General features: G+C 67.3%; 19 protein-coding genes and 2 tRNA genes. 2 read left to right on the top strand and 19 right to left on the bottom strand.

Annotated features, from left to right (window positions below; translation table 11 throughout):
- Positions 1–14 precede the first annotated feature (14 nt).
- The 4 genes from OB895_RS00685 to OB895_RS00670 form a co-directional block, all read right to left on the bottom strand.
- Positions 15–611, bottom strand: coding sequence for an ATP-dependent Clp protease proteolytic subunit (locus tag OB895_RS00685; RefSeq protein WP_042540775.1), 597 nt, complete (start codon positions 609–611; stop codon positions 15–17).
- An 81-nt stretch (positions 612–692) separates the two neighbouring features.
- Entirely contained in the window at positions 693–1160 is a 468-nt protein-coding gene (locus OB895_RS00680) for a tetratricopeptide repeat protein (RefSeq protein WP_311878613.1), read from the bottom strand.
- 110 nt (positions 1161–1270) lie between these two features.
- Positions 1271–2797 carry a trigger factor gene (gene tig / locus OB895_RS00675; RefSeq protein WP_311878611.1) on the bottom strand — a complete coding sequence of 509 codons (1527 nt, stop codon included), beginning with the start codon at positions 2795–2797 and terminating at the stop codon, positions 1271–1273.
- Between the two features lie 62 nt (positions 2798–2859).
- Positions 2860–2933 (bottom strand) — tRNA-Pro (locus OB895_RS00670).
- A 109-nt stretch (positions 2934–3042) separates the two neighbouring features.
- Between OB895_RS00670 and OB895_RS00665 the strand changes: the two genes are divergently transcribed.
- Positions 3043–3113, top strand: a tRNA-Gly gene (locus tag OB895_RS00665).
- 119 nt (positions 3114–3232) lie between these two features.
- Entirely contained in the window at positions 3233–4438 is a 1206-nt protein-coding gene (locus tag OB895_RS00660) for a hypothetical protein (protein ID WP_311878609.1), read from the top strand.
- 73 nt (positions 4439–4511) lie between these two features.
- Here the strand turns inward: OB895_RS00660 and OB895_RS00655 are convergent, their stop codons facing one another.
- The 15 genes from OB895_RS00655 to OB895_RS00585 form a co-directional block, all read right to left on the bottom strand.
- A complete protein-coding gene (locus tag OB895_RS00655; RefSeq protein WP_042540778.1) occupies positions 4512–4865 on the bottom strand; it encodes an RNA polymerase-binding protein RbpA in 354 nt (117 codons plus the stop codon).
- Positions 4865–5113, bottom strand: a complete 249-nt coding sequence (secG, locus tag OB895_RS00650; RefSeq protein ID WP_042540779.1) for a preprotein translocase subunit SecG — start codon at positions 5111–5113, stop codon at positions 4865–4867. The genes OB895_RS00655 and secG overlap by 1 nt, the downstream gene beginning before the upstream one ends.
- Before the next feature lie 81 nt (positions 5114–5194).
- Positions 5195–5986, bottom strand: coding sequence for a triose-phosphate isomerase (gene tpiA / locus OB895_RS00645; RefSeq protein WP_309689425.1), 792 nt, complete (start codon positions 5984–5986; stop codon positions 5195–5197).
- Positions 5977–7191, bottom strand: coding sequence for a phosphoglycerate kinase (locus OB895_RS00640; RefSeq protein ID WP_311878604.1), 1215 nt, complete (start codon positions 7189–7191; stop codon positions 5977–5979). The genes tpiA and OB895_RS00640 overlap by 10 nt, the downstream gene beginning before the upstream one ends.
- 10 nt (positions 7192–7201) lie before the next feature.
- Positions 7202–8212: a type I glyceraldehyde-3-phosphate dehydrogenase gene (gap, locus tag OB895_RS00635; RefSeq protein WP_042540782.1), complete on the bottom strand. Its 1011-nt coding sequence runs from the start codon at positions 8210–8212 to the stop codon at positions 7202–7204.
- A gap of 115 nt (positions 8213–8327) precedes the next feature.
- Positions 8328–8954, bottom strand: a complete 627-nt coding sequence (locus OB895_RS00630; protein ID WP_042540783.1) for a superoxide dismutase — start codon at positions 8952–8954, stop codon at positions 8328–8330.
- Positions 8955–9141: 187 nt separating this feature from the next.
- Positions 9142–10119, bottom strand: a complete 978-nt coding sequence (gene whiA / locus OB895_RS00625; protein ID WP_042540784.1) for a DNA-binding protein WhiA — start codon at positions 10117–10119, stop codon at positions 9142–9144.
- Positions 10120–10187: 68 nt separating this feature from the next.
- Entirely contained in the window at positions 10188–11060 is an 873-nt protein-coding gene (gene rapZ, locus OB895_RS00620; RefSeq protein ID WP_056377245.1) for an RNase adapter RapZ, read from the bottom strand.
- 29 nt (positions 11061–11089) lie between these two features.
- Entirely contained in the window at positions 11090–13006 is a 1917-nt protein-coding gene (gene uvrC, locus OB895_RS00615; RefSeq protein ID WP_079113061.1) for an excinuclease ABC subunit UvrC, read from the bottom strand.
- On the bottom strand, positions 13006–15894 hold the full coding sequence (uvrA, locus tag OB895_RS00610) for an excinuclease ABC subunit UvrA (RefSeq protein WP_079113062.1): 2889 nt from the start codon (positions 15892–15894) through the stop codon (positions 13006–13008). The genes uvrC and uvrA overlap by 1 nt, the downstream gene beginning before the upstream one ends.
- Positions 15895–15957: 63 nt before the next feature.
- A complete protein-coding gene (locus OB895_RS00605) occupies positions 15958–16482 on the bottom strand; it encodes a hypothetical protein (RefSeq protein WP_079113063.1) in 525 nt (174 codons plus the stop codon).
- Positions 16479–17738: a DUF58 domain-containing protein gene (locus tag OB895_RS00600; RefSeq protein ID WP_228385527.1), complete on the bottom strand. Its 1260-nt coding sequence runs from the start codon at positions 17736–17738 to the stop codon at positions 16479–16481. Before OB895_RS00600 ends, OB895_RS00605 begins: the two co-directional genes overlap by 4 nt.
- Positions 17735–18700, bottom strand: coding sequence for an AAA family ATPase (locus OB895_RS00595; protein WP_079113065.1), 966 nt, complete (start codon positions 18698–18700; stop codon positions 17735–17737). Before OB895_RS00595 ends, OB895_RS00600 begins: the two co-directional genes overlap by 4 nt.
- 1 nt (position 18701) lies before the next feature.
- Complete coding sequence (locus tag OB895_RS00590; RefSeq protein ID WP_153302214.1) at positions 18702–19238, bottom strand: hypothetical protein; 537 nt, start codon at positions 19236–19238, stop codon at positions 18702–18704.
- Positions 19235–19966, bottom strand: coding sequence for a DUF4129 domain-containing protein (locus tag OB895_RS00585; protein ID WP_079113067.1), 732 nt, complete (start codon positions 19964–19966; stop codon positions 19235–19237). Before OB895_RS00585 ends, OB895_RS00590 begins: the two co-directional genes overlap by 4 nt.
- Position 19967 lies beyond the last annotated feature (1 nt).

Raw genomic sequence — 19967 nt, 5'->3', positions numbered from 1 at the left:
CCTTTCGCTTTCCGTTACTTGATGTCCTGGTCGGTTCCGCCGCCACCGACGACGTCGGTGGCCGAGTCGCGGATGTGGTCGACGAATCCGTATTCGAGCGCCTCATCGGCGGTGAACCAGCGGTCGCGGTCACCGTCTTCGTTGATCTGCTCGACCGACTTGCCGGTCTGTGCCGCCGTGATCTCGGCGAGGCGGTTCTTCATCGAGGTGATGAGCTGCGCCTGCGTCTGGATGTCGCTCGACGTGCCGCCGAAGCCACCGTGCGGCTGGTGCAGCAGCACGCGGGCATTCGGCGTGATGTACCGCTTGCCCTTCGTTCCTGCCGTCAGCAGCAGCTGACCCATCGATGCGGCCATGCCGATTCCGACGGTGACGATGTCGTTCGGGACGAACTGCATCGTGTCGTAGATCGCCATGCCCGCGGTGATCGATCCGCCGGGCGAGTTGATGTAGAGGTAGATGTCCTTCTCGGAGTCCTCTGCGGCGAGAAGGAGGATCTTCGCGCAGATCTCGTTCGCATTGTCGTCGCGCACCTCCGATCCCAGCCAGATGATGCGGTCCTTCAACAGTCGGTCGAAGACGCTCGTAGCGAGGAGGGGTTCTGCAGCCATGTCAGCTCCTGATTCCGTGTTTCAGTGATTCGAATCTACCGGCGACAACGCAGCGCTCAGGCCGTGTTCGCCGTCGGCATATCAGGCGTCGAGTTCCGCGATCTCGTGTGCGTACGCGGTCATCGAGCGGTGGTAGCGCGGGAGGTGCGGCACGAGTGCCAGCAGCGCCACCGAAAGTCCCTGCGCCGGCTTTCCCGAACTCGCCAGGATCAGCGCATGCACTGTCGCCACGGCATCCCGGTAGGGCCCGTCGGCAGACCGCTCCTGCTCCGCGAGGATCACGGCGAGAGCGTCGTCGTAGGCGCCGAGGTTGCGCAGCGAGCTCGCGAGCTGGATGGCGCACTGCGGGCGATGCTCGTCGTCGAGTCCGAGAGCGAGAGCACGCCTGTAGAGCTCCACGGCCTCGGCGGGACGCCCAGCGGAGTCCCTCGCGCCCGCACGCTCGAACTGCGCCCGCGCGTCGTCGAGCCCGCGTTCGGCGGCCAGCGCGTCGATCCGCGCGATCGTCTCCTCGCCGACTTCTTCACCCGATGCGTCGTCAAACCTCATCGATGCGTTCGTCCCAGGTCTTCATCACGTCCTCGCTCTCGGGGTGTCGTCTTCCACGAGAAAGGGGCGGATGCCGCAGCATCCGCCCCCCTCATCGAGATCGTGTTCGATCACTCAGCCTTGTCGGCCGCCTTCTTGGCCGGAGCCTTCTTGGCGGCGGGCTTCTTCGCAGCCGGCTTCTCAGCGGCCTCTACGTCGTCGGCCTTCTTCGCGGGAGCCTTCTTCGCAGCGGGCTTCTTCGCAGCCGGCTTCTCAGCGGCGTCGGCGTCGTCTGCCTTCTTCGCAGCGGCCTTCTTCGCAGGAGCCTTCTTGGCCGGCTTCTCGTCAGCAGCGGCGTCGGCCTCAGCCTCGGCCTCGTCGTCGGTCACGACGAAGTCGGACAGGTCGACAGGCTTGCCGTTGGTGTCGACGACCTTGACCTTGCCGAGCGCGATGGCGAGGGCCTTGTTGCGGGCGACCTCACCGACGAGCGCGGGAAGCTGGTTGGACGACTGCAGAGCCTCGACGAACTCCTGCGGAGCCATGCCGTACTGCGATGCGGACTGGATGAGGTACTGCGAGAGCTCCTCCTGCGAGACCTGCACGTCGGCCTGCTCGGCGATCGTGTCGAGCAGCACCTGCGTGCGGAACTGCTTCTCGCTGGCCTCGGTCACCTCGGCGCGGTGCACGTCGTCTTCGAGGCGGTTCTCGCCCTCGAGGTGGTTGTGCACCTCGTCCTCGATGAGCTTCGGCGGCACCGGGATGTCGATCTGCTCGAGGAGCGTCTCGACGAGCTTGTCGCGCGCTGCGGAGCCCTGCGCGAACACGCCCTGCTGCGAGACCCGCTCGGCGAGGCTCGCACGGAGCTCGGCGATCGTGTCGAACTCGCTGGCGATCTGCGCGAAGTCGTCGTCGGCCTCGGGAAGCTCGCGCTCCTTGACAGCCTTCACGGTCACGGCGACCTCGGCCTCGGAGCCGGCGTGGTCGCCGCCGACGAGCGCGGAACGGAACGTGGTGTCCTCACCCGCGGTGAGCGACTCGATCGCGTCGTCGATGCCCTCCAGCAGCTCGCCCGAGCCGACCTCGTACGACACGCCCTCTGCGCGGTCGATCTCGGCGCCGTCGATCGTCGCGACGAGGTCCAGCTCGACGAAGTCACCCTTCGCTGCCGGGCGGTCGACGGGAACGAGCGTGCCGAAACGGGCGCGCAGGTTCTCGAGCTCGGCGTCGAGCGCCGCGTCGTCAGCCTCGACGGCGTCGACGGTGACCGTGATGCCGTCGTACGACGGAAGCTCGATCTCGGGACGGACGTCCACCTCGATGTCGACGAGCAGGTCGCCCGAGAAGTCCTTCTCGTTCGGCCACTGCGTGATGTCGGCGGCCGGACGCCCGACGACGCGGAGCTTGTGCTCGACGGTCGCGTCGCGGAAGAACTTGTCGAGGCCCTCGTTGACCGCGTGCTCGATGACCGCACCGCGTCCGATGCGCTGATCGATGATCGGAGCGGGGACCTTGCCCTTGCGGAAGCCGGGGATCTGCACGTCCTGAGCGATGTGCTCATACGCGTGCGCGATGCTGGGCTTGAGGTCGTCGGGGGTGACCGTGATGCTGAGCTTGACCCGGGTCGGGGTCAGCTTCTCGACGGTGCTGTTCGCCATTCTGGTGTGCTCTCCTTGTGATTTCCGCGCTGAATCGCGGCTGTCAGGCCGTTGAAGCCATGTCGGGGCGACAGGAGTTGAACCTGCGACCTCCCGCTCCCAAAGCGGGCGCTCTACCAAACTGAGCTACGCCCCGGGGAATCCGCTTGCAGATTCAGCCCCACCGAGTCTAACGGACACGAGCACCCGCATGAGTCCGCTATGATCGATGAGTCGGCACAGTCCTCCCGGACCTCGCCGACATCGGGGCTGTAGCTTAGTGGTAAAGCCTCTGTCTTCCAAACAGATGATGCGAGTTCGATTCTCGTCAGCCCCTCATTCCACGAAGGCCCCCGCGATCAGCGGGGGCCTTCGTTCTTCCCGGGGATTTCTCCTCTCAGGCGGCGCACTCATTAGAGTCGTGGTACGCCGGTTCCCCACGGAGGTCTCCACAGAATGCCTGCTCCCGTCGATGTGGCCTCCTCCGCGATCGGAGGGCACGCGCTCCCTGCGCGCTTCGCCAGCGTGCTGGAAGCGGCACCGAGAAGGCGGAGGCGACGCCCCACGCTGATCCTGGGCGCGGTCGCGGCGACGGTCGCCGCCGTGACGGTGGGGCTTCTCCAGATCACCGCCAGCCTCGGCTATGACGAGGCTCGCACCGAGTTCGACGCCAGCCTGGGCACGACCGCGAGCACCGGAGAGGCACTCCAGCAGGAGCTCGACGCGCTCGCGTCGACCCTCGGCGTCGCCGACCTGCTCGTGCAGACCGACTCCGGCGTGCTCGTCGCTCCAGCGGCCCGCGAAACACTGTCGACCGCCGCCACCGATGCCCGCGAGGTCGTGACTCCCGCGGAGGATCTTCTCGACCACGACCTGCCGACCGCAGATGAGAAACCCGGCATCTTCTGGCAGCTCTTCGCGGCGTCCGGCGAACTGGCCGCGCAGACGCGCGATCTCGACGATCTGGCAGCCGACCTCGACAGCATGATGCCCCCGCTGACCACCGCCGGCACGTCCGTGACCGAGGCCGGCGCGGCCGTCCTCCATTCTGCGGCCGATTCCGCACCGGCATTCGAGTCCGCACATCTCTCGGCGAAGAACGATGCAGTGATCGCACTGCGCGACGCGGCATCGCGAGCATCCGGCACAGAACGCCTCGACGCGTCAGCCGTCGAGACACTCGTGTCACTGCAGGATGCAGCGGCGCAGGTCGTTGCGACCGAACAGGCCGAGCTCGCCGAGAAGGCCGGGCCCCTGCAGACCGCACGGACGGAGATCGAGGCTTTCGCTCGCTCACTCGCGCCCGGGGTGCTGCTCGAGTTCGACTGGAATCAGATCGTCAACAACGCCGGCTACAACGGCAGCATGGGAGGCCTCACCACCTGGTGGTGGGACGACCCCGATCGCGCGGCCATCGAACTGTCGAACTCGGTCGCGGAGCAGTGGCCTGCCGACCGCAGCAAAGCGCTCGTCGCCCACGAGGTCGGCCATGCGATCAGCGTGAAGTGCGAGGACATGTACGACTCGTCGACCCAGGACAGCATCGAGAAGTGGGCCACCGCCTGGGCGATCAGCATGGGCTTCACCGACGACGCCAACGGCGTCTGGGCCTACGGGTACCCGCCCCAGTCCTACATCGACGCCGCGTATGGATGCCGGTGAGCACGCCCGCTCGATACGAGAGAAGCCGCCGCGATCGGATCGCGGCGGCTTCTGTCATGAGTTCAGATCGAGGTCACTGACCTCGACGCTCACGGAGCTGGGTGAGCGCGTCTTCGAGAAGCTGGACGGCTTCTGCGTCGGTGCGACGCTCCTTCACATACGCGAGGTGGGTCTTGTACGGCTCCGGCTTCGCGAGTGCGGGCGGGTTCGCCTTGTCTCGTCCGGCCGGCAGACCTGACTGGGGGTGGTCGATCGTCTCGGGGATCTCCTCTTCCGGGAGTCCCGCGGCGAAGTAGCGGACCGTCTCGTTGCCGAGGCCGTCCCAGTACGAGACCGCGATGCGGTCGGCGTGGTAGCCGTGGTCCTGCTCGCCCATGGGGCCGGAACCGACACGGGTTCCTCGGATCGCATTGCCGCCGGTAGCCATCAGATCACCTCGAACTTCGTGATGAGACCGAGCGCCACGATCGCCACGAACCACGCCAGGGCGAGGACCACGGTGAAGCGGTTGAGATTGCGCTCAGCGAGACCCGACGAGCCGACAGCCGACGTCATTCCGCCACCGAACATGTCGGAGAGGCCGCCACCGCGACCCTTGTGGAGGAGGATGAGGAGAGTCAGCAGGACGCTGGTTATGCCCAGCACCACCTGCAGGACGAACTCGAGAATTTCCACGAGGAAGAGCCTTTCGCTGGGGCAGGATTGCCCCGGTAACGGTCAAGTATACGGTGCGGCGGGGCCGGAGCCCCGCCACACTCACACGCCTACGTGCTTCTCGAAGCGGATGATCGCAGCGAACTCGTCGACCACGAGGCTCGCGCCTCCGACCAGTGCGCCGTCGACATCGGGCTCACGCATGAAGCTGGCGATGTTGGCCGCCTTGACCGATCCGCCGTACAGGATCCGGGTGCGCGCGGCAGCGTCGTCACCGAGGACCTTGGCGATCACCGCGCGCAGCGCGGCACAGACATCCTGTGCCTGCTGCGGCGTGGCCGCCTGTCCGGAGCCGATGGCCCAGACGGGCTCGTACGCCACAACGATGTCGGCATCCTTCGAGAGCCCCTGAAGAGCGACCTCGAGCTGACCGGCCGGAACCGCGCTCGCGCCGAACTTCTCCAGGTCTTCGGCCGTCTCGCCGACGCAGATGACCGGCGAGAGGCCGTGCTTGAGCGCTGCCTTCGTCTTGGCCGCCACGACGTCGTCCGACTCCGCGTGGTATTCGCGGCGCTCGGAGTGACCGATGATGACGTACTTCGCGTCGAGCTTCGCCAGGAACGCTCCCGACACCTCACCGGTGTACGCACCGGAGTCGTGTGCCGAGAGGTCCTGCGCACCCAGCGCGAACGGGATCTTGTCTGCGTCGATCAGCGTCTGCACGCTGCGGATGTCGGTGAAGGGCGGGAAAACCGCGACCTCGACCGATCCGTCCTCGTGCTTGGCATCCTTGAGAGTCCAGTGCAGCTTCTGCACGAACGCGACCGCCTGCAGGTGGTCGAGGTTCATCTTCCAGTTTCCCGCGATCAGCGGGGTACGGGCGTTCAGGCCCATCCGAGCACCTCCAGGCCGGGTAGTTTCTTGCCCTCGAGGAACTCGAGGCTGGCGCCGCCGCCGGTCGAGATGTGACCGAACTGGTCGTCGGCGAAGCCGAGCTGACGCACGGCCGCGGCCGAGTCACCGCCGCCGACGACGCTGAGGCCGTCTACCTCGGTGAGCGCCTGCGCGACGGTCTTGGTGCCGCCGGCGAACGCCGGGAACTCGAACACGCCCATCGGACCGTTCCAGAACACCGTCTTCGATTCGCGGATGACCTCCGCGAATCGCGCCGCAGTCTCGGGACCGATGTCCAGGCCGATTCCGGCAGCGCCGAACGCCGTGTCCTCGATCGCGTCCGCAGCCGTCACCTCGTGGTCGGCATCCGCCGAGAACGAGGAGGCGACGACCACGTCGGTCGGGAGCACGAGCTCCACGCCGCGCTTCTCGGCCTCGGCGATGTAGCCGCGCACCGTCTCGAGCTGATCCTCTTCGAGGAGGCTGGAGGCCACGGCGTGGCCCTGCGCCTTCAGGAAGGTGAACAGCATGCCGCCGCCGACGAGGATGCGATCCACGCGAGGCAGCAGGTGCGAGATGACGCCGAGCTTGTCGCTCACCTTCGACCCGCCGAGCACGACCGCGTACGGGCGCTCGGGGTTCTCGGTGAGACGGTCGAGCACGTCGAGCTCTGTCGCGATCAGCAGACCGGCAGCGGAGGGCAGCAGCTCGGCGAGGTCGTAGACGCTCGCCTGCTTGCGATGCACGACGCCGAATCCATCGGAGACGAGCACGTCACCGAGCTCTGCGAGCTGAGCCGCGAAGGCGCCGCGCTCGGCATCGTCCTTCGAGGTCTCCCCCGGGTTGAACCGCAGGTTCTCGATGACGACGATGTCGCCGTCCTCGAGCGAGGCCACGGCCTCCTGGGCCGACTCGCCTACGGTGTCGCGTGCGAACGCGACCGGCTTGCCGAGCAGCTCGGACAGTCGCTGGGCGACCGGCCCCAGGCTGTACTGCGGGTCGGGCGCACCGTCGGGGCGTCCGAGGTGCGAGCACACGATGACGCGGGCGCCCGCGTTGATCAGTGCGTTGAGGGTAGGCAACGAGGCGCGGACACGGCCATCGTCCGTGATGATCCCGTCCCGGAGGGGGACGTTGAGATCACAACGGACGATGACGCGCTTGCCCTCGAGCGAACCCAGTGAATCCAGGGTGCGCAGAGTCATGGGAGGTGTCTCAGAGACGCTCGGCCACGTACTCGGTCAGGTCGACGAGACGGTTGGAGTAGCCCCACTCGTTGTCGTACCAGCTGGAGACCTTGACCAGGTTGCCGCTGACGTTGGTCAGGGTCGCGTCGAAGATCGACGAGTGCGGGTTGTGCACGATGTCGCTCGAGACGATCTGGTCTTCGTTGTACTGCAGGAAGCCGGCGAGGCGACCGTCGGCAGCAGCCTTCTTGTAGGCCTCGTTTACCTCCTCGACCGTGAGGTTCTCGCGGTCGGTGATCAGCGTCAGGTCGACGATCGAGCCGGTGGGAACCGGAACGCGGTACGACGAGCCGCTCAGCTTGCCCTGGAGCTCGGGCAGAACCTCGCCGATCGCCTTGGCTGCACCGGTGGAGGCCGGGGTGATGTTGATCGCAGCGGCGCGTGCACGACGCAGGTCGCTGTGCGGGCCGTCCTGCAGGTTCTGATCTGCGGTGTAGGCGTGAGCGGTCATCATGAAGCCGCGGTCGATGCCGAACGCGTCGTTGAAGACCTGGGCCAGCGGCGCGAGGCAGTTGGTCGTGCAGGAGGCGTTGGAGATGATGTGATCCGTCTCCGGGTTGTACGTGTCCTCGTTCACGCCCATGACGAAGGTGCCGTCGACACCGGTGCCGGGAGCTGAGATGAGCACCTTCTTGGCGCCCGCATCGATGTGCTTCTTGGCAGCCTCGGCCTTGGTGAAGAAGCCGGTCGACTCGATGACGATGTCGACGCCCAGCTCACCCCACGGAAGGTTGGCGGGATCGCGCTCTGCGAACGCCTTGATCGCCTTGCCGTTGACCGTGATGCTCTCGTCGTCGAAGCTGATGTCAGCGTCGAGGACGCCGCCCACAGAGTCGTACTTCAGAAGGTGGGCAAGGGTCTTGTTGTCGGTGAGGTCGTTGACCGCGACGATCTCGATGTCCGCTCCCTGCGCGAGAGCCGCGCGGAAGTAGTTGCGTCCGATGCGGCCGAAGCCGTTGATACCGATCTTGACAGACACTCAGGTCTCCCTGTTTCTCGTGCGCTGTGCGCAGCAAAAGTGCTTACGCGATGCGCGGGGGTTTTTGGCTGAGATGGCGTCCCGACGAGACTGGGCCCGTCGGGACGCGACCCGATTACGACAGTACCAGCAGGCCGTTCGTCTTCTCGCGGGCGACCTCGAAGCGCTGAGCGACGTTCTCCCAGTTGGCGATGTTCCACGCGGCCTTGACGTAGTCGGCCTTGACGTTGAGGTAGTCGAGGTAGAAGGCGTGCTCCCACATGTCGAGCTGGAACAGCGGCACGGTGCCCTGCGCCGTGTTCGACTGCTGGTCGAACAGCTGCTGGATGATCAGACGCTGGCCGATCGAGTCCCAGCTGAGCACCGACCAGCCGGAGCCCTGGATTCCGAGGGCGTTCGCGGTGAAGTGCGCCTGGAACTTCTCGAACGAGCCGAAGAACTCGTCGATGGCTGCCTTGAGCTCGCCCTCGGGCTGTCCGCCGCCGGTCGGCGAGAGGTTGGTCCAGAAGATCGAGTGGTTGACGTGACCGCCGAGGTTGAACGCGAGGTCCTTCTCGAGCTTGTTCACGTTGGCGAGGTTGCCGCTGTCACGGGCCTCGGCGAGCTGCTCGAGGGCGGTGTTCGCGCCGGCGACGTAGGTCGCGTGGTGCTTGTCATGGTGCAGCTCCATGATCTTGCCGCTGATGTGCGGCTCGAGGGCTGCGAAGTCGTAGGGAAGGTCGGGGAGCGTGTAGGTCGCCATGTCGCTTTCATCCAATCCGCGCCGCGCCGCGGCGCTTGCCGATCCTCTGCGCCGCCGAGGTGCGGCGTAGAGCGGACTTAACTCATCCTAGTGACGACAACGTGTCGCCGACCCTGATCCTTCCCCCATATGACGAAGCGAGGCGACCCCTTGACAGGGATCGCCTCGCTGATGTCGATGGACAGGCTCAGACGTCGAGTCCGGCGGGCACGGCGGCCTCGGTGCCCGGGATGCCCTCCTGCTGCGCACGCTTGTCGGCCATGGCCAGAAGACGGCGGATGCGGCCGGCGACCGCATCCTTCGTCATCGGCGGGTCGGCGTGGTGACCCAGCTCGTCGAGGCTCGCGTCTCGGTGCGCGAGGCGCAGCTCACCGGCGACCTTGAGGTGGTCGGGCACCTCGTCGGCGAGGATCTCGAGAGCGCGCTCCACGCGGGCGCAGGCGGCGACAGCGGCCTGCGCGGAACGACGCAGGTTGGCGTCATCGAAGTTCACGAGACGGTTCACACCCGCGCGCACCTCGCGGCGCTGGCGCATCTCCTCCCAGGCGACAGCGGTCTTCTGTGCACCCATCTCGCTGAGGATCGTGCGGATGGCCTCGCCCTCGCGGACGACGACGCGGGGCATGCCGCGCACCTCGCGAGCTTTCGCAGCCACTCCGAGGCGGTGCGCGGCGCCGACGAGCGCCATGGCAGCCTCAGACGACGGGCAGGCGACCTCGAGCATGGCAGAGCGGCCTGGTTCACTCAGGGTTCCCGCGGCGAGGAACGCTCCGCGCCACAGACCGGCGACCTCTGCGCGGGAGCCCGTGGTGAGACGGTTGGGAAGTCCGCGGACCGGGCGACGGCGCTGGTCGAGCAGACCGGTCTGGCGTGCGAGGGTCTCCCCCGACGCGATCACCCTCACTGCCCACCGCGCTCCGTCGTTGGCCGTGCTCGACTGCACCTGGGCGATCTCGGGCCGAACACCGTAGATCTCCGCGAGGTCGCGCGCGACACGCTGCGCGAGGATCTCGGCATCCACCTCCGCCTCGACGGCGACCCGCCCGGCGATGGAGTGCAGTCCGCCGGCGAACCGGAGGATAGAGGTGACCTCCGCGACACGCACCGTCGGGGGTGCATTACGGATGCTGACAAGCTCAGCCTTGACGTCGGTGGTTAGTGCCACGACACTCCTCTACGCTCACGCGCCGGATCGCGGCGCAAACCTCCAGCCTACTCTGACGGAGGCTCCTGCTATTCCCTGCCGAGGTCCCGATGACGCACGTTGACGGCCACTCCGGGCACGGACGCGAGCCGACGAGCAAGCTCCTCCACCATGGCGACCGAGCGGTGCTTGCCGCCTGTGCAGCCGATAGCGATCGTCGAGTGGCTCTTGTTCTCGCGCTGATACCCCTCGAGCACCGGGGTGAGCGCCGACGTGTAGGAATCGAGGAACTCTGCGGCGCCTTCACGAGAGAGCACGTAGTTCTTCACCGCTTCGTCCTGTCCCGTCAGGCCGCGGAGCTCTTCGTTCCAGAAGGGATTGGGCAGGAAGCGCATGTCCGCGACGATGTCGACATCGGTCGGAAGACCGTACTTGAACCCGAAGCTCATGAGCGTCACACGGTGCCGCGCTGCACCCTCTTCGGAGAACAGGTCGGACACCTGCGTGGCGAGCTGATGGATGTTGAGCGCTGAGGTGTCGACCACGAGGTCGGCCGACTCGCGGATCGGCGCGAGGCGGAGGCGCTCGATGCGAATGCCGTCGAGCAGGGTGCCGTCGCCCTGGAGCGGATGCGGCCTGCGGACGGCCTCGAATCGACGCACGAGGACGTCGTCGGACGCATCCAGGAACAGCACGCGCACCGAACCGCGCGATCGCAACGCCCGCGCCACGCCGGGAAAATCGTCGAAGAGGTTGCGTCCTCGGACATCCACCACGGCGGCGACCTTGGGCAAGGCGTTGCCACCCATGTCGGTGAGGTCCAGCAATGGACGGAGAATCTGCGGCGGCAGGTTGTCCACGACATACCAGCCGAGGTCCTCGAGTGCGTTCGCGACCGTCGTGCGTCCAGCGCCCGACATGCCCGTGACGATGAGGAACTCGCCTTTGTCCCCGTCAGTCATGGTTACTCCTTCTCCCCCGCTCCCCCAGCCTAGCGAGAAGAGAGATGCGTATGGATGTTCTCGGCGAGCACAGGCCCGATCCCCTGCACCTCCTGGATCGCCTCGGGCGGTGCAGACCGCAGTGCGGTGACGGATCCGAAGTGCTTGAGTAGGACCTTTATCCGCGCCGCACCGAGGCCGGGAACCTCGGCGAGGATCGACGTGATGTCGTTCCTGCGTCGTTTGCGCTGGTGCGTGATCGCGAATCGGTGTGCTTCGTCCCTCAGTCGCTGGAGCAGGTAGAGCGACTCACTGGTGCGAGGCAGGATCACCGGGAAGTCATCCCCGGGGAGCCAGATCTCCTCGAGCCTCTTGGCGATGCCGCACACGGCGATCTCGGTGTGACCGGCGTCTCGGAGTGCCCGCGCGGCCGCCTCGACCTGCGGCTGCCCGCCATCGACGAGCAGCAGCTGCGGCGGATAGGCGAAGCGGGGCTTGCGCTTGACCTCGACGACGACCTCGTCGAGGTCGTCCTCCGACTCTCCAGGGACCCCCACGGCTGCGGCGGGCACTTCGGCTTCCTCGGGACGATCGAGGTAGGCGAGACGACGTCGCAGCACCTGGTACATCGAGTCGGTGTCGTCCGTGGTCTCGGCGATGTTGAACGAACGATACTGATCTTTTCGCGGCAGCCCGTCTTCGAAGACCACCATCGACGCCACCACGTTCGTGCCGCCGAGGTGCGAGATGTCGAAGCACTCGATGCGCAACGGCGCCTCCGACATCCCCAGCGCCTCCTGAAGATCTGTGAGAGCCTGCGTGCGCGCGATGTAGTCGCTCGTGCGACGGGTCTTGTAGCGGATCAACGCCTGCTGCGCGTTGAGTGTCGCGGTGCGCATGAGGTCGGCGCGCTGACCGCGCTGGGCGACGGCGATCTCGACCTTCTTGCCTCGCCGCTCGCGCAGCCACACCTCGAGCTCCGCCGCGTCGTCCGGCAGCGTCGGCACGATGATTCGCCGCGGCACGTCCTGGGCATCCCCGTACGCGCGCTGCAGCACCTGGTCGACCAGGTCGGCCGTCGAGATGTCGATCTCCTTCTCGATCGTCATCGCGCGGACGCCTCGGACGCGTCCGCCGCGGATCACGAAGTGCTGCACCGCTGCGGCGAGCTCGTCCTCCGCGATTCCGAACAGGTCGGCATCCTCGTCGGTCGCGAGGACCAGCGCGCTCTTGCCCAGCACCGCCTCGATCGCCGTGAGCTTGTCGCGGAATCTGGCGGCGGCCTCGTAGTCCATCGCAGCGGAGGCGGCCAGCATCCTCTTCGTCAGCTCTCGGGTGAAGCGCTCGTCGCCTCCGGCCATGAATGCGACGAAGTCGTCGACCATCGCACGGTGCTCCTCGATGGTGACCGTCATCGAGCACGGCCCGCCGCACTTGCCGATCTGCCCCGGAAAGCACGGACGCCCTGTCTGCATCGCGCGCTTGTAGCTGGAGTCGCTGCAGGTGCGGATCGGGAACGCCTTGACCATCAGGTCGATCGTCTCGTGAACCGCCCAGACCTTCGGATAGGGACCGAAGTAGCGCGCACCGGGGATCTTGCGGTTGCGGGTGACGATCACTCGCGGCGCCTCATCGCCCAGCGTCACGGCCATGAACGGGTAGGACTTGTCGTCCTTGTAGCGGACGTTGAAGGGCGGATCGAACTCCTTGATCCACATGTACTCGAGCTGCAACGAGTCCACGTCGGTCGAGACGACCGTCCATTCGACGGAGGACGCCGTGGTGACCATCCGTCTGGTGCGCTCGTGGAGCGTGCGCAACGGCGCGAAGTAGTTCGACAGACGTTGACGCAGGTTCTTCGCCTTGCCGACATAGAGCACGCGTCCATCGGCGTCGCGGAATCGGTACACGCCGGGGTTGGTGGGGATCTCACCAGCCCGCGGCTTGTACGGCAGGACGTCGGCCATCAGCTGGCCTTCCGCGCAGAACGCCCCTCACCCAGGATCTCGGCGAGGAACTGGCCCGTGTGACTGTCCTCGACTCGCGCGATCTGCTCGGGGGTGCCCGTCGCCAGGATCTCACCACCACCGGAACCGCCCTCCGGTCCGAGGTCGATCACCCAGTCGGCGGACTTGATCACATCGAGGTTGTGCTCGATGACGATCACCGTGTTGCCCTTGTCGACGAGCCCGTTCAGCACCTCGAGGAGCTTGCGCACGTCTTCGAAGTGCAACCCCGTGGTCGGCTCGTCGAGCACATAGATGCTGCGGCCGTTGCTGCGACGCTGGAGCTCGGTGGCGAGCTTGACGCGCTGCGCCTCGCCGCCCGACAGTGTCGTCGCCGACTGACCGAGACGCACGTAGCCGAGGCCCACGTCGACGAGGGTCTTCATGTAACGGTGGATCGCCTGGATGGGCTCGAAGAACTCCGCCGCCTCGGCGATCGGCATCTCGAGGACCTCGGCGATGTTCTTGCCCTTGTAGTGCACCGACAGCGTGTCGCGGTTGTAGCGCTTGCCGTGGCAGACCTCGCAGTCGACGTAGACGTCCGGCAGGAAGTTCATCTCGATCTTGATCGTGCCGTCGCCCGAGCACGCCTCGCAGCGGCCGCCCTTGACGTTGAAGCTGAAGCGCCCCGGCTGGTAGCCGCGGACCTTCGCCTCCGGCGTCTCGCTGAAGAGCGAGCGGATGCGATCGAAGACGCCGGTGTAGGTGGCCGGGTTCGAGCGCGGCGTGCGGCCGATCGGCGCCTGGTCGACGTGCACGACCTTGTCGAGGTTGTCGAGTCCCGAGACTCGGGTGTGCTTTCCGGGAACCGTGCGGGCGCCGTTGAGCCGCGAGGCGAGCACCTGGTAGAGGATGTCGTTGACGAGCGACGACTTGCCCGATCCCGACACTCCGGTGACCGCCGTCAGAACACCCAGCGGGAAGTTCACGCTGACGTTCTTCAGGTTGTTCTCGCGAGCACCGACGACGCTGAGCATCCGCTTCTTGTCGAGCTTGCGGCGCTTCGCAGGGGTCGGGATCTCGCGACGACCGGAGAGATACTGTCCCGTCATCGAGTCCGGCTCGTTCAGGAGTGCCTCGTACGAACCGGAATGCACCACCTCACCGCCGTTCACTCCCGCGCCCGGCCCGATGTCGACGACCCAGTCAGCCGACTCGATGGTCTCTTCGTCGTGCTCGACGACGATGAGCGTGTTGCCGAGGTCACGGAGCTTCAGAAGGGTGTCGATCAGTCGACGGTTGTCGCGCTGGTGCAGACCGATCGACGGCTCGTCGAGCACGTAGAGCACACCGGTGAGGCCCGACCCGATCTGTGTCGCGAGGCGGATGCGCTGTGCTTCGCCGCCCGAGAGCGATCCGGCCGAGCGGCTGAGGTTGAGATACGAGAGCCCGACCTGCAGCAGGAAGTCGAGTCGCAAGCGGATCTCACGCAGCACCTGCGCCGCGATCTGCGCCTCGCGGTCGGTGAGAGTGAGGGTCTCCATGAACGAGCGCGCATCGGCGAGGCTCAGGTGCGACACCTCGGCGATCGAGTGACCGTGCACCTGCACCGCGAGCACCTCGGGCTTGAGACGGTTGCCGTCGCACACGGGGCACGGCACCTCGCGGAGGTACTCGCCCCAGCGCGAGCGCTGCGTGTCGGACTCGGCCTGCGCGTACTGCCGCTCGATGTAGGGGACGACACCCTCGAAGCCGGACGCGTAACGCATCTCGCGCCCGTACCGGTTCTTGAACTTGACCGTGACCTTGTAGTTGTCACCGCGGAGGATCGCGTCCTGCACGTCGACCCTGAGGTCCTGCCACGGGGTGTCGAGCGAGAAGTTGAGGTCGTCGGCCAGGCCCTCGAGCAGGCGCTCGTAGTACTGGAAGAGGCCCTTGCCCTGGGTGGTCCAGGGGACGATCGCGCCCTCGCGGATGGAGAGCTCCTCGTCACCGAGCATCAGGTCGATGTCCACCGACATGCGCGTGCCGAGCCCCGAGCAGGCGGGGCATGCGCCGAACGGCGCGTTGAAGGAGAAGGTGCGCGGCTCGATCTCGGTGAGGGACAGCGCGTGCCCGTTCGGGCACGCGAGCTTCTCGGAGAACGACTGCCAGGCGTCGTCGCCCTCTTCGTCGACGAAGTTCACCTGCACGACGCCGCCGGCGAGTCCGAGTGCGGTCTCGACCGAGTCGGTGACACGACCGAGGATGTCGTCGGCCGCGACCAGACGATCGACGACCACGGCGATGTCGTGCTTGTAGCTCTTCTTCAGCGTGGGCGGCTCGGCGAGCTGGATCAGGTCTCCGTCGACGATCGCGCGGGAGTATCCCTTGGCACCCAGCTCGCGGAACAGATCGACGAACTCGCCCTTCTTCTGAGAGACGATGGGCGCGACGATCTGGTAGCGCGTCCGCTCGGGCAGCTCCATCAGCTGGTCGGCGATCTGCTGCACGGTCTGTCGCTGGATGCGCTCACCGCACTCGGGGCAGTGCGGAATGCCGATGCGCGCCCAGAGCAGACGCATGTAGTCGTAGATCTCGGTGATCGTGCCGACCGTCGACCGCGGATTGCGGTTGGTCGACTTCTGATCGATCGACACCGCGGGGCTGAGCCCCTCGATGAAGTCGACGTCTGGCCGGTCGACCTGGCCGAGGAACTGGCGCGCGTATGCGCTCAGCGACTCGACGTAGCGACGCTGCCCTTCGGCGAAGATCGTGTCGAACGCGAGACTGGACTTTCCCGAACCGGACAGGCCGGTGAACACGACGAGGGAGTCGCGTGGGATGTCGATGTCGACGTTCTTCAGATTGTGTACGCGGGCACCGCGAACGCTGAGTTTTCCTGGGGTTGCAACCGGGACGATAGGCACTGATCAAGTCTACGAGGGGCCACAGACATTGGCTCCGTGAGGGCTCACAGGGAAGGCATCGCCTCACGGTGCTCGGCGGTTCGCCCTCATGACCAGGGTCACCGCGAGCGCCACGACGGCTCCGGCTCCCGCGACGGCGGCCCACGGCACCGTCTGCGCCGATCCCTGCGCGGCGGCTCCGCCGACGACCATCACCGCGACGGTCACCGGCTGAGCGATCGCCTGGACGACGAGCAGCCGCAGTGCGCTGCGCCGGAGCGCGGCGATCACCACGCGGGAACCCGCGGGGATCACGAGCGAGAGCGACATCAGCACGTGGATGAGCTGCACGACGAGCACCGCGATCATCGCGCGCCCGAGATCGGGCTCCGAGATCAGCATCCCGATCACGAGGCAGCCGACCGATCCCCACGCCGCGAACGTCTGCGGGAGGGCGGCGGCGACGACCGCCAGCACGACAGCGGCCACCTGCCACCCGATCAGCGGGCACAGGGCGACGGCCCCGGCGGCGACGACGGCGATGAGCGCGCCCCGCACGACGAGCCAGGAGACGGCCGGTCCGGTCTGCAGCGAGTCGTTCCCCCTCATCGGCGCACCCTCGCGATCGCGAGCAGCGCCGATGACGGATCATCGGCCCAGGTGACCACATCGACTCCGGCGCCGTGCAGATCGGCGAACACGTTCTCCCGCTCGGCGAGCACGGTGCGAAGGCCGATGAGCTGTGCCCGGGTGAGACGCGTGCGATCGAGCGGCGGAAGCACGTCGACGGCGACGACTCGATGACCGCTCGCCCTCCACATCAGCGCCGTCTGTGCCGCCGCGCCCTCGAAGAACGTCGACAGCACGAAGATGACCGAGCCGTGCGGCACGGGAGGCGTGCGGCGGAAGGACGCATCCTCTCGTGCCTGACCTGTCGCGGCGATGGCCGCCACCACGCGCGCGAGGTGCCTCGATCCGCTGCCGCTGCGCAGCGACCGGCCCCCGTGCACGAGCACGTGCAGCGCGACGCGGTCGCCCGCGCCGATGGCCGAGTCGGCGATCGCGCGGGCGGCCTCCCGCGCGAGGTCGAGCGACGTCACGCCACTGCGTTCGAGATCGCCGCTCCCCCATGACGAGACGACCTCTCCGAGGTCTTCCGACGTGTCCATCGCGATCACGACGGAGGAGTCGCTCAGGGTGTTCGTCCGTCGAACCAGCAGATCCCCCGGCCTGCGTGCCATCCGCGCCGTGGCCCGCCAGTCCACGCGGCGGAGCTCGTCCCCCGGAGCGAAGGCGTGGATGTCCCTGAAGTCACCGCCCTGGCCCTGACGGCGCCCCTCGTGAGCACCGTGCGACCCGATCAGTCGTCGCGGCAACGGCAGCGCATCGATCGGTCGGCGGGGCGGTGCCACCTGACGTCCGGCCGCGACGGGCCCCGCTGTCTTCGAGAGCGCCGCGCCCTCGAGAGAGAACCCTCTCGCCGCGGCTTGCACAGGAATCGCCGGCCCGGAATGCAGGACGGTGCTGCGGGCGGTGACGGATGATCCGCCCCCAGGCACGATCACTCGCCTGGTGCGGCGCTCCGACTGCACGATCACCATCTCGACGGCTTCCGCGTCGCTCTCGACGGCGATCGCGGTGAGCAGTTCTCCATCCTGTCCCGGCAGCGCATCGATCCTGACCTTCGCCTCGCCCCCGGCGGTGCCTCGTGCGATCGCGAACCCGCTCCAGAGGGCCAGAGGCAGGCCCATGGCCGCGACGTCCGGTCGGGCCGACAGAAGGCCGACGACGGCGAGGATCACCGCGCCGCCGATCGCCACCGACAGCACCGGCCCACGACGCCCCGCGTCGGGATCATCCGTCATCCGAGCGCCCCGACAGTCGGCGGCACCGCCACCTGACCGACGACCGATCGAACCACATCGGACGCCGACGCACCCTGAGCCCATGCCTGCGGAGTGAGGGTGAGTCGATGGGCCAGCACAGGCACGGCGATGCGCTTGATGTCGTCCGGGCGCACGTAGTCGCGACCGTCCAGCGCCGCCAGCGCTCGTCCGAGCAGCAGCAGACCGAGCGAACCTCGCGGCGAGGCCCCGACCTCGACGTTCGGCGCATTCCTCGTGGCGCGGGTGATCTCGACGCAGTAGCGGGTGATGTCCTGATCGACGTGGATGGCTTCGACCGCGTTCTGCAGGGCGACGAGCTGGTCGGCATCGATCACCGGGGCGACGTGGGTCGCCTCCTCTCGCCTGCTCACCCGGTTCTCCAGGATCCGAGCCTCGTTCTCCGCGTCCGGATAGCCGACGGACAGCCGCACCATGAATCTGTCGAGCTGCGCCTCGGGAAGCGCGTAGGTGCCCTCGTACTCGATCGGATTCGACGTCGCGATCACATGGAACGGCGCCGGCAGCGCGAAGCTGTTGCCCTCGACCGTCACCTGTCGCTCCGCCATCGCCTCGAGCATCGCCGACTGCGTCTTCGGGGTGGTTCTGTTGACCTCGTCGGCGAGCAGCAGACCGGTGAAGATCGGCCCGGGACGGAAGACGAAGTCGCCCGAGTCCGGTGCGTACACGTACGATCCGGTCACGTCGCCCGGGAGCATGTCGGGGGTGCACTGCAACCGACGGAACGACAGCCCCAGGGCCGACGCGAGACTGCGAGCGGCGAGGGTCTTTCCCAGCCCTGGCACGTCCTCGAACAGCACATGACCACCCGCGAGGATCGTCGCGAGCGCGATCTCGACGGGGTCGTCCATGCCCACCACGACCGTCCTCACTGCGGCGAGGATCCTGGCTCCGGTGTCGGCGATCTCTGCGGGGCTCGTCATGTCATCTCCTTGATCGACGGAACAGCGAGGGCCGCGCCTGGCCGGTGGCTGGGGCGTGCGACGCGAGCGACGGCTCGCCGGGTGAGGAAGGGTTCAGTCGATCGACGGCATCCAGGGCCCGTTCGATGTCGACGATCGTCGGGGCGGGACCCGTCAGCTGTTCCCAGAGCCCGGGTCCGATCACCGCGGTGAGTCGTGCCCTGTCCTCCGGGTTGTCCGGGTCGATTCCCTGGCGCACCAGCCTATGGCGGAGGATCGCGCTGACGCGTCGGGTGATCTGCTGTCCGGCGATACCGGTGTGCGTGTTCAGGGCCCACGCCATCCGAGAGATCGCGGTCGGCCGACGATGGCGTTCCGTGTCGATACGCGGGGCGTCGAAGCCGGGCTCGAGCGGCATCACGAGTTGTCCGAGCAGACCGACCGCGCAGATCAGCAGACTCCAGCCGATCACGAACGGCCAGGTGAAGCCGAAGCCGAGGAGGGCGAGAGCAGCGACGACCGCCGCACCGATCGCGAGAAGTGTTCTCCGTGCGCTCATCGCCACACCCCCTCGATGCGCCGAAGGGCCTGTCGCGCCGAGGCCCGATCATGTTCGTCGGCCACCCGCGTGCCGAAGCGGACGCTCTCATAGAGGCGCAGCAACGCCGCAGCGTCGTCGGCGGCGCCCGGCCGCAGAGTGATGATCCGCACCACGAACTCCCCCGGAGTCTCGCTCGCCGCACGCTTCACCCCCGCGTCCGCCGCGCTCTCCTCGAGACCGATCCACGCGGCGACGATGGCATCCGAGGCCGTGGCACGCTCATCGATCGTCGCCAGCGCGCCGGCGATCCCGCGTTGCATCACCCCGACCGCGACGTCCGCTGTCGGGGTCGATGCGAGCTGATCGACCTCGGATGCGACGACGGCTGCGTCACGACGCCGGAGCGGGCGATCTCGCCATGCTCGAAGCAGGGCTCTGGCGGCGATCACGAGGAGCGCGACGATCCCGGCCGCGACCAGGAGCATCAGGATCACCGTGAGAGTCTGCGCGAGCGCGGCGTTCGTGGGTTCGACCTCCACCGGCTCGGGGAGCCCGGTTCCACCCGGCGACACGGTGGGCAGCGGCTCTGCCGTCCCCTCGGGAATCGGCTCGGTGGGGCGGAACGTCGGCTGACCCTGGATCGCCGACGCGATCATCGCCGCGCCGAACAGAACGACGACGACGACGGGAAGGACCATCCGATCGACACTCCGGCGCGCAGGACGCGTCTGGTGTTCGATCGGCATG

Origin of the sequence: Microbacterium forte, assembly GCF_031885415.1 — a bacterium.
GTDB classification, from domain to species: Bacteria; Actinomycetota; Actinomycetes; order Actinomycetales; family Microbacteriaceae; genus Microbacterium; species Microbacterium forte.
This window is presented reverse-complemented; position numbering and strand designations above follow the sequence as displayed.

Bases quoted from the DNA above. Each gene is read 5' to 3' on its own strand.
- OB895_RS00685 (WP_042540775.1), bottom strand. From the start codon at position 611: ATGGCTGCAGAACCCCTCCTCGCTACGAGCGTCTTCGACCGACTGTTG.
- OB895_RS00680 (WP_311878613.1), bottom strand. From the start codon at position 1,160: ATGAGGTTTGACGACGCATCGGGTGAAGAAGTCGGCGAGGAGACGATC.
- tig (WP_311878611.1), bottom strand. From the start codon at position 2,797: ATGGCGAACAGCACCGTCGAGAAGCTGACCCCGACCCGGGTCAAGCTC.
- OB895_RS00660 (WP_311878609.1), top strand. From the start codon at position 3,233: ATGCCTGCTCCCGTCGATGTGGCCTCCTCCGCGATCGGAGGGCACGCG.
- OB895_RS00655 (WP_042540778.1), bottom strand. From the start codon at position 4,865: ATGGCTACCGGCGGCAATGCGATCCGAGGAACCCGTGTCGGTTCCGGC.
- tpiA (WP_309689425.1), bottom strand. From the start codon at position 5,986: ATGGGCCTGAACGCCCGTACCCCGCTGATCGCGGGAAACTGGAAGATG.
- OB895_RS00640 (WP_311878604.1), bottom strand. From the start codon at position 7,191: ATGACTCTGCGCACCCTGGATTCACTGGGTTCGCTCGAGGGCAAGCGC.
- OB895_RS00630 (WP_042540783.1), bottom strand. From the start codon at position 8,954: ATGGCGACCTACACGCTCCCCGACCTTCCCTACGACTTCGCAGCCCTC.
- rapZ (WP_056377245.1), bottom strand. From the start codon at position 11,060: ATGACTGACGGGGACAAAGGCGAGTTCCTCATCGTCACGGGCATGTCG.
- uvrC (WP_079113061.1), bottom strand. From the start codon at position 13,006: ATGGCCGACGTCCTGCCGTACAAGCCGCGGGCTGGTGAGATCCCCACC.
- OB895_RS00605 (WP_079113063.1), bottom strand. From the start codon at position 16,482: ATGAGGGGGAACGACTCGCTGCAGACCGGACCGGCCGTCTCCTGGCTC.
- OB895_RS00600 (WP_228385527.1), bottom strand. From the start codon at position 17,738: ATGACGGATGATCCCGACGCGGGGCGTCGTGGGCCGGTGCTGTCGGTG.
- OB895_RS00595 (WP_079113065.1), bottom strand. From the start codon at position 18,700: ATGACGAGCCCCGCAGAGATCGCCGACACCGGAGCCAGGATCCTCGCC.
- OB895_RS00590 (WP_153302214.1), bottom strand. From the start codon at position 19,238: ATGAGCGCACGGAGAACACTTCTCGCGATCGGTGCGGCGGTCGTCGCT.
- OB895_RS00585 (WP_079113067.1), bottom strand. From the start codon at position 19,966: ATGCCGATCGAACACCAGACGCGTCCTGCGCGCCGGAGTGTCGATCGG.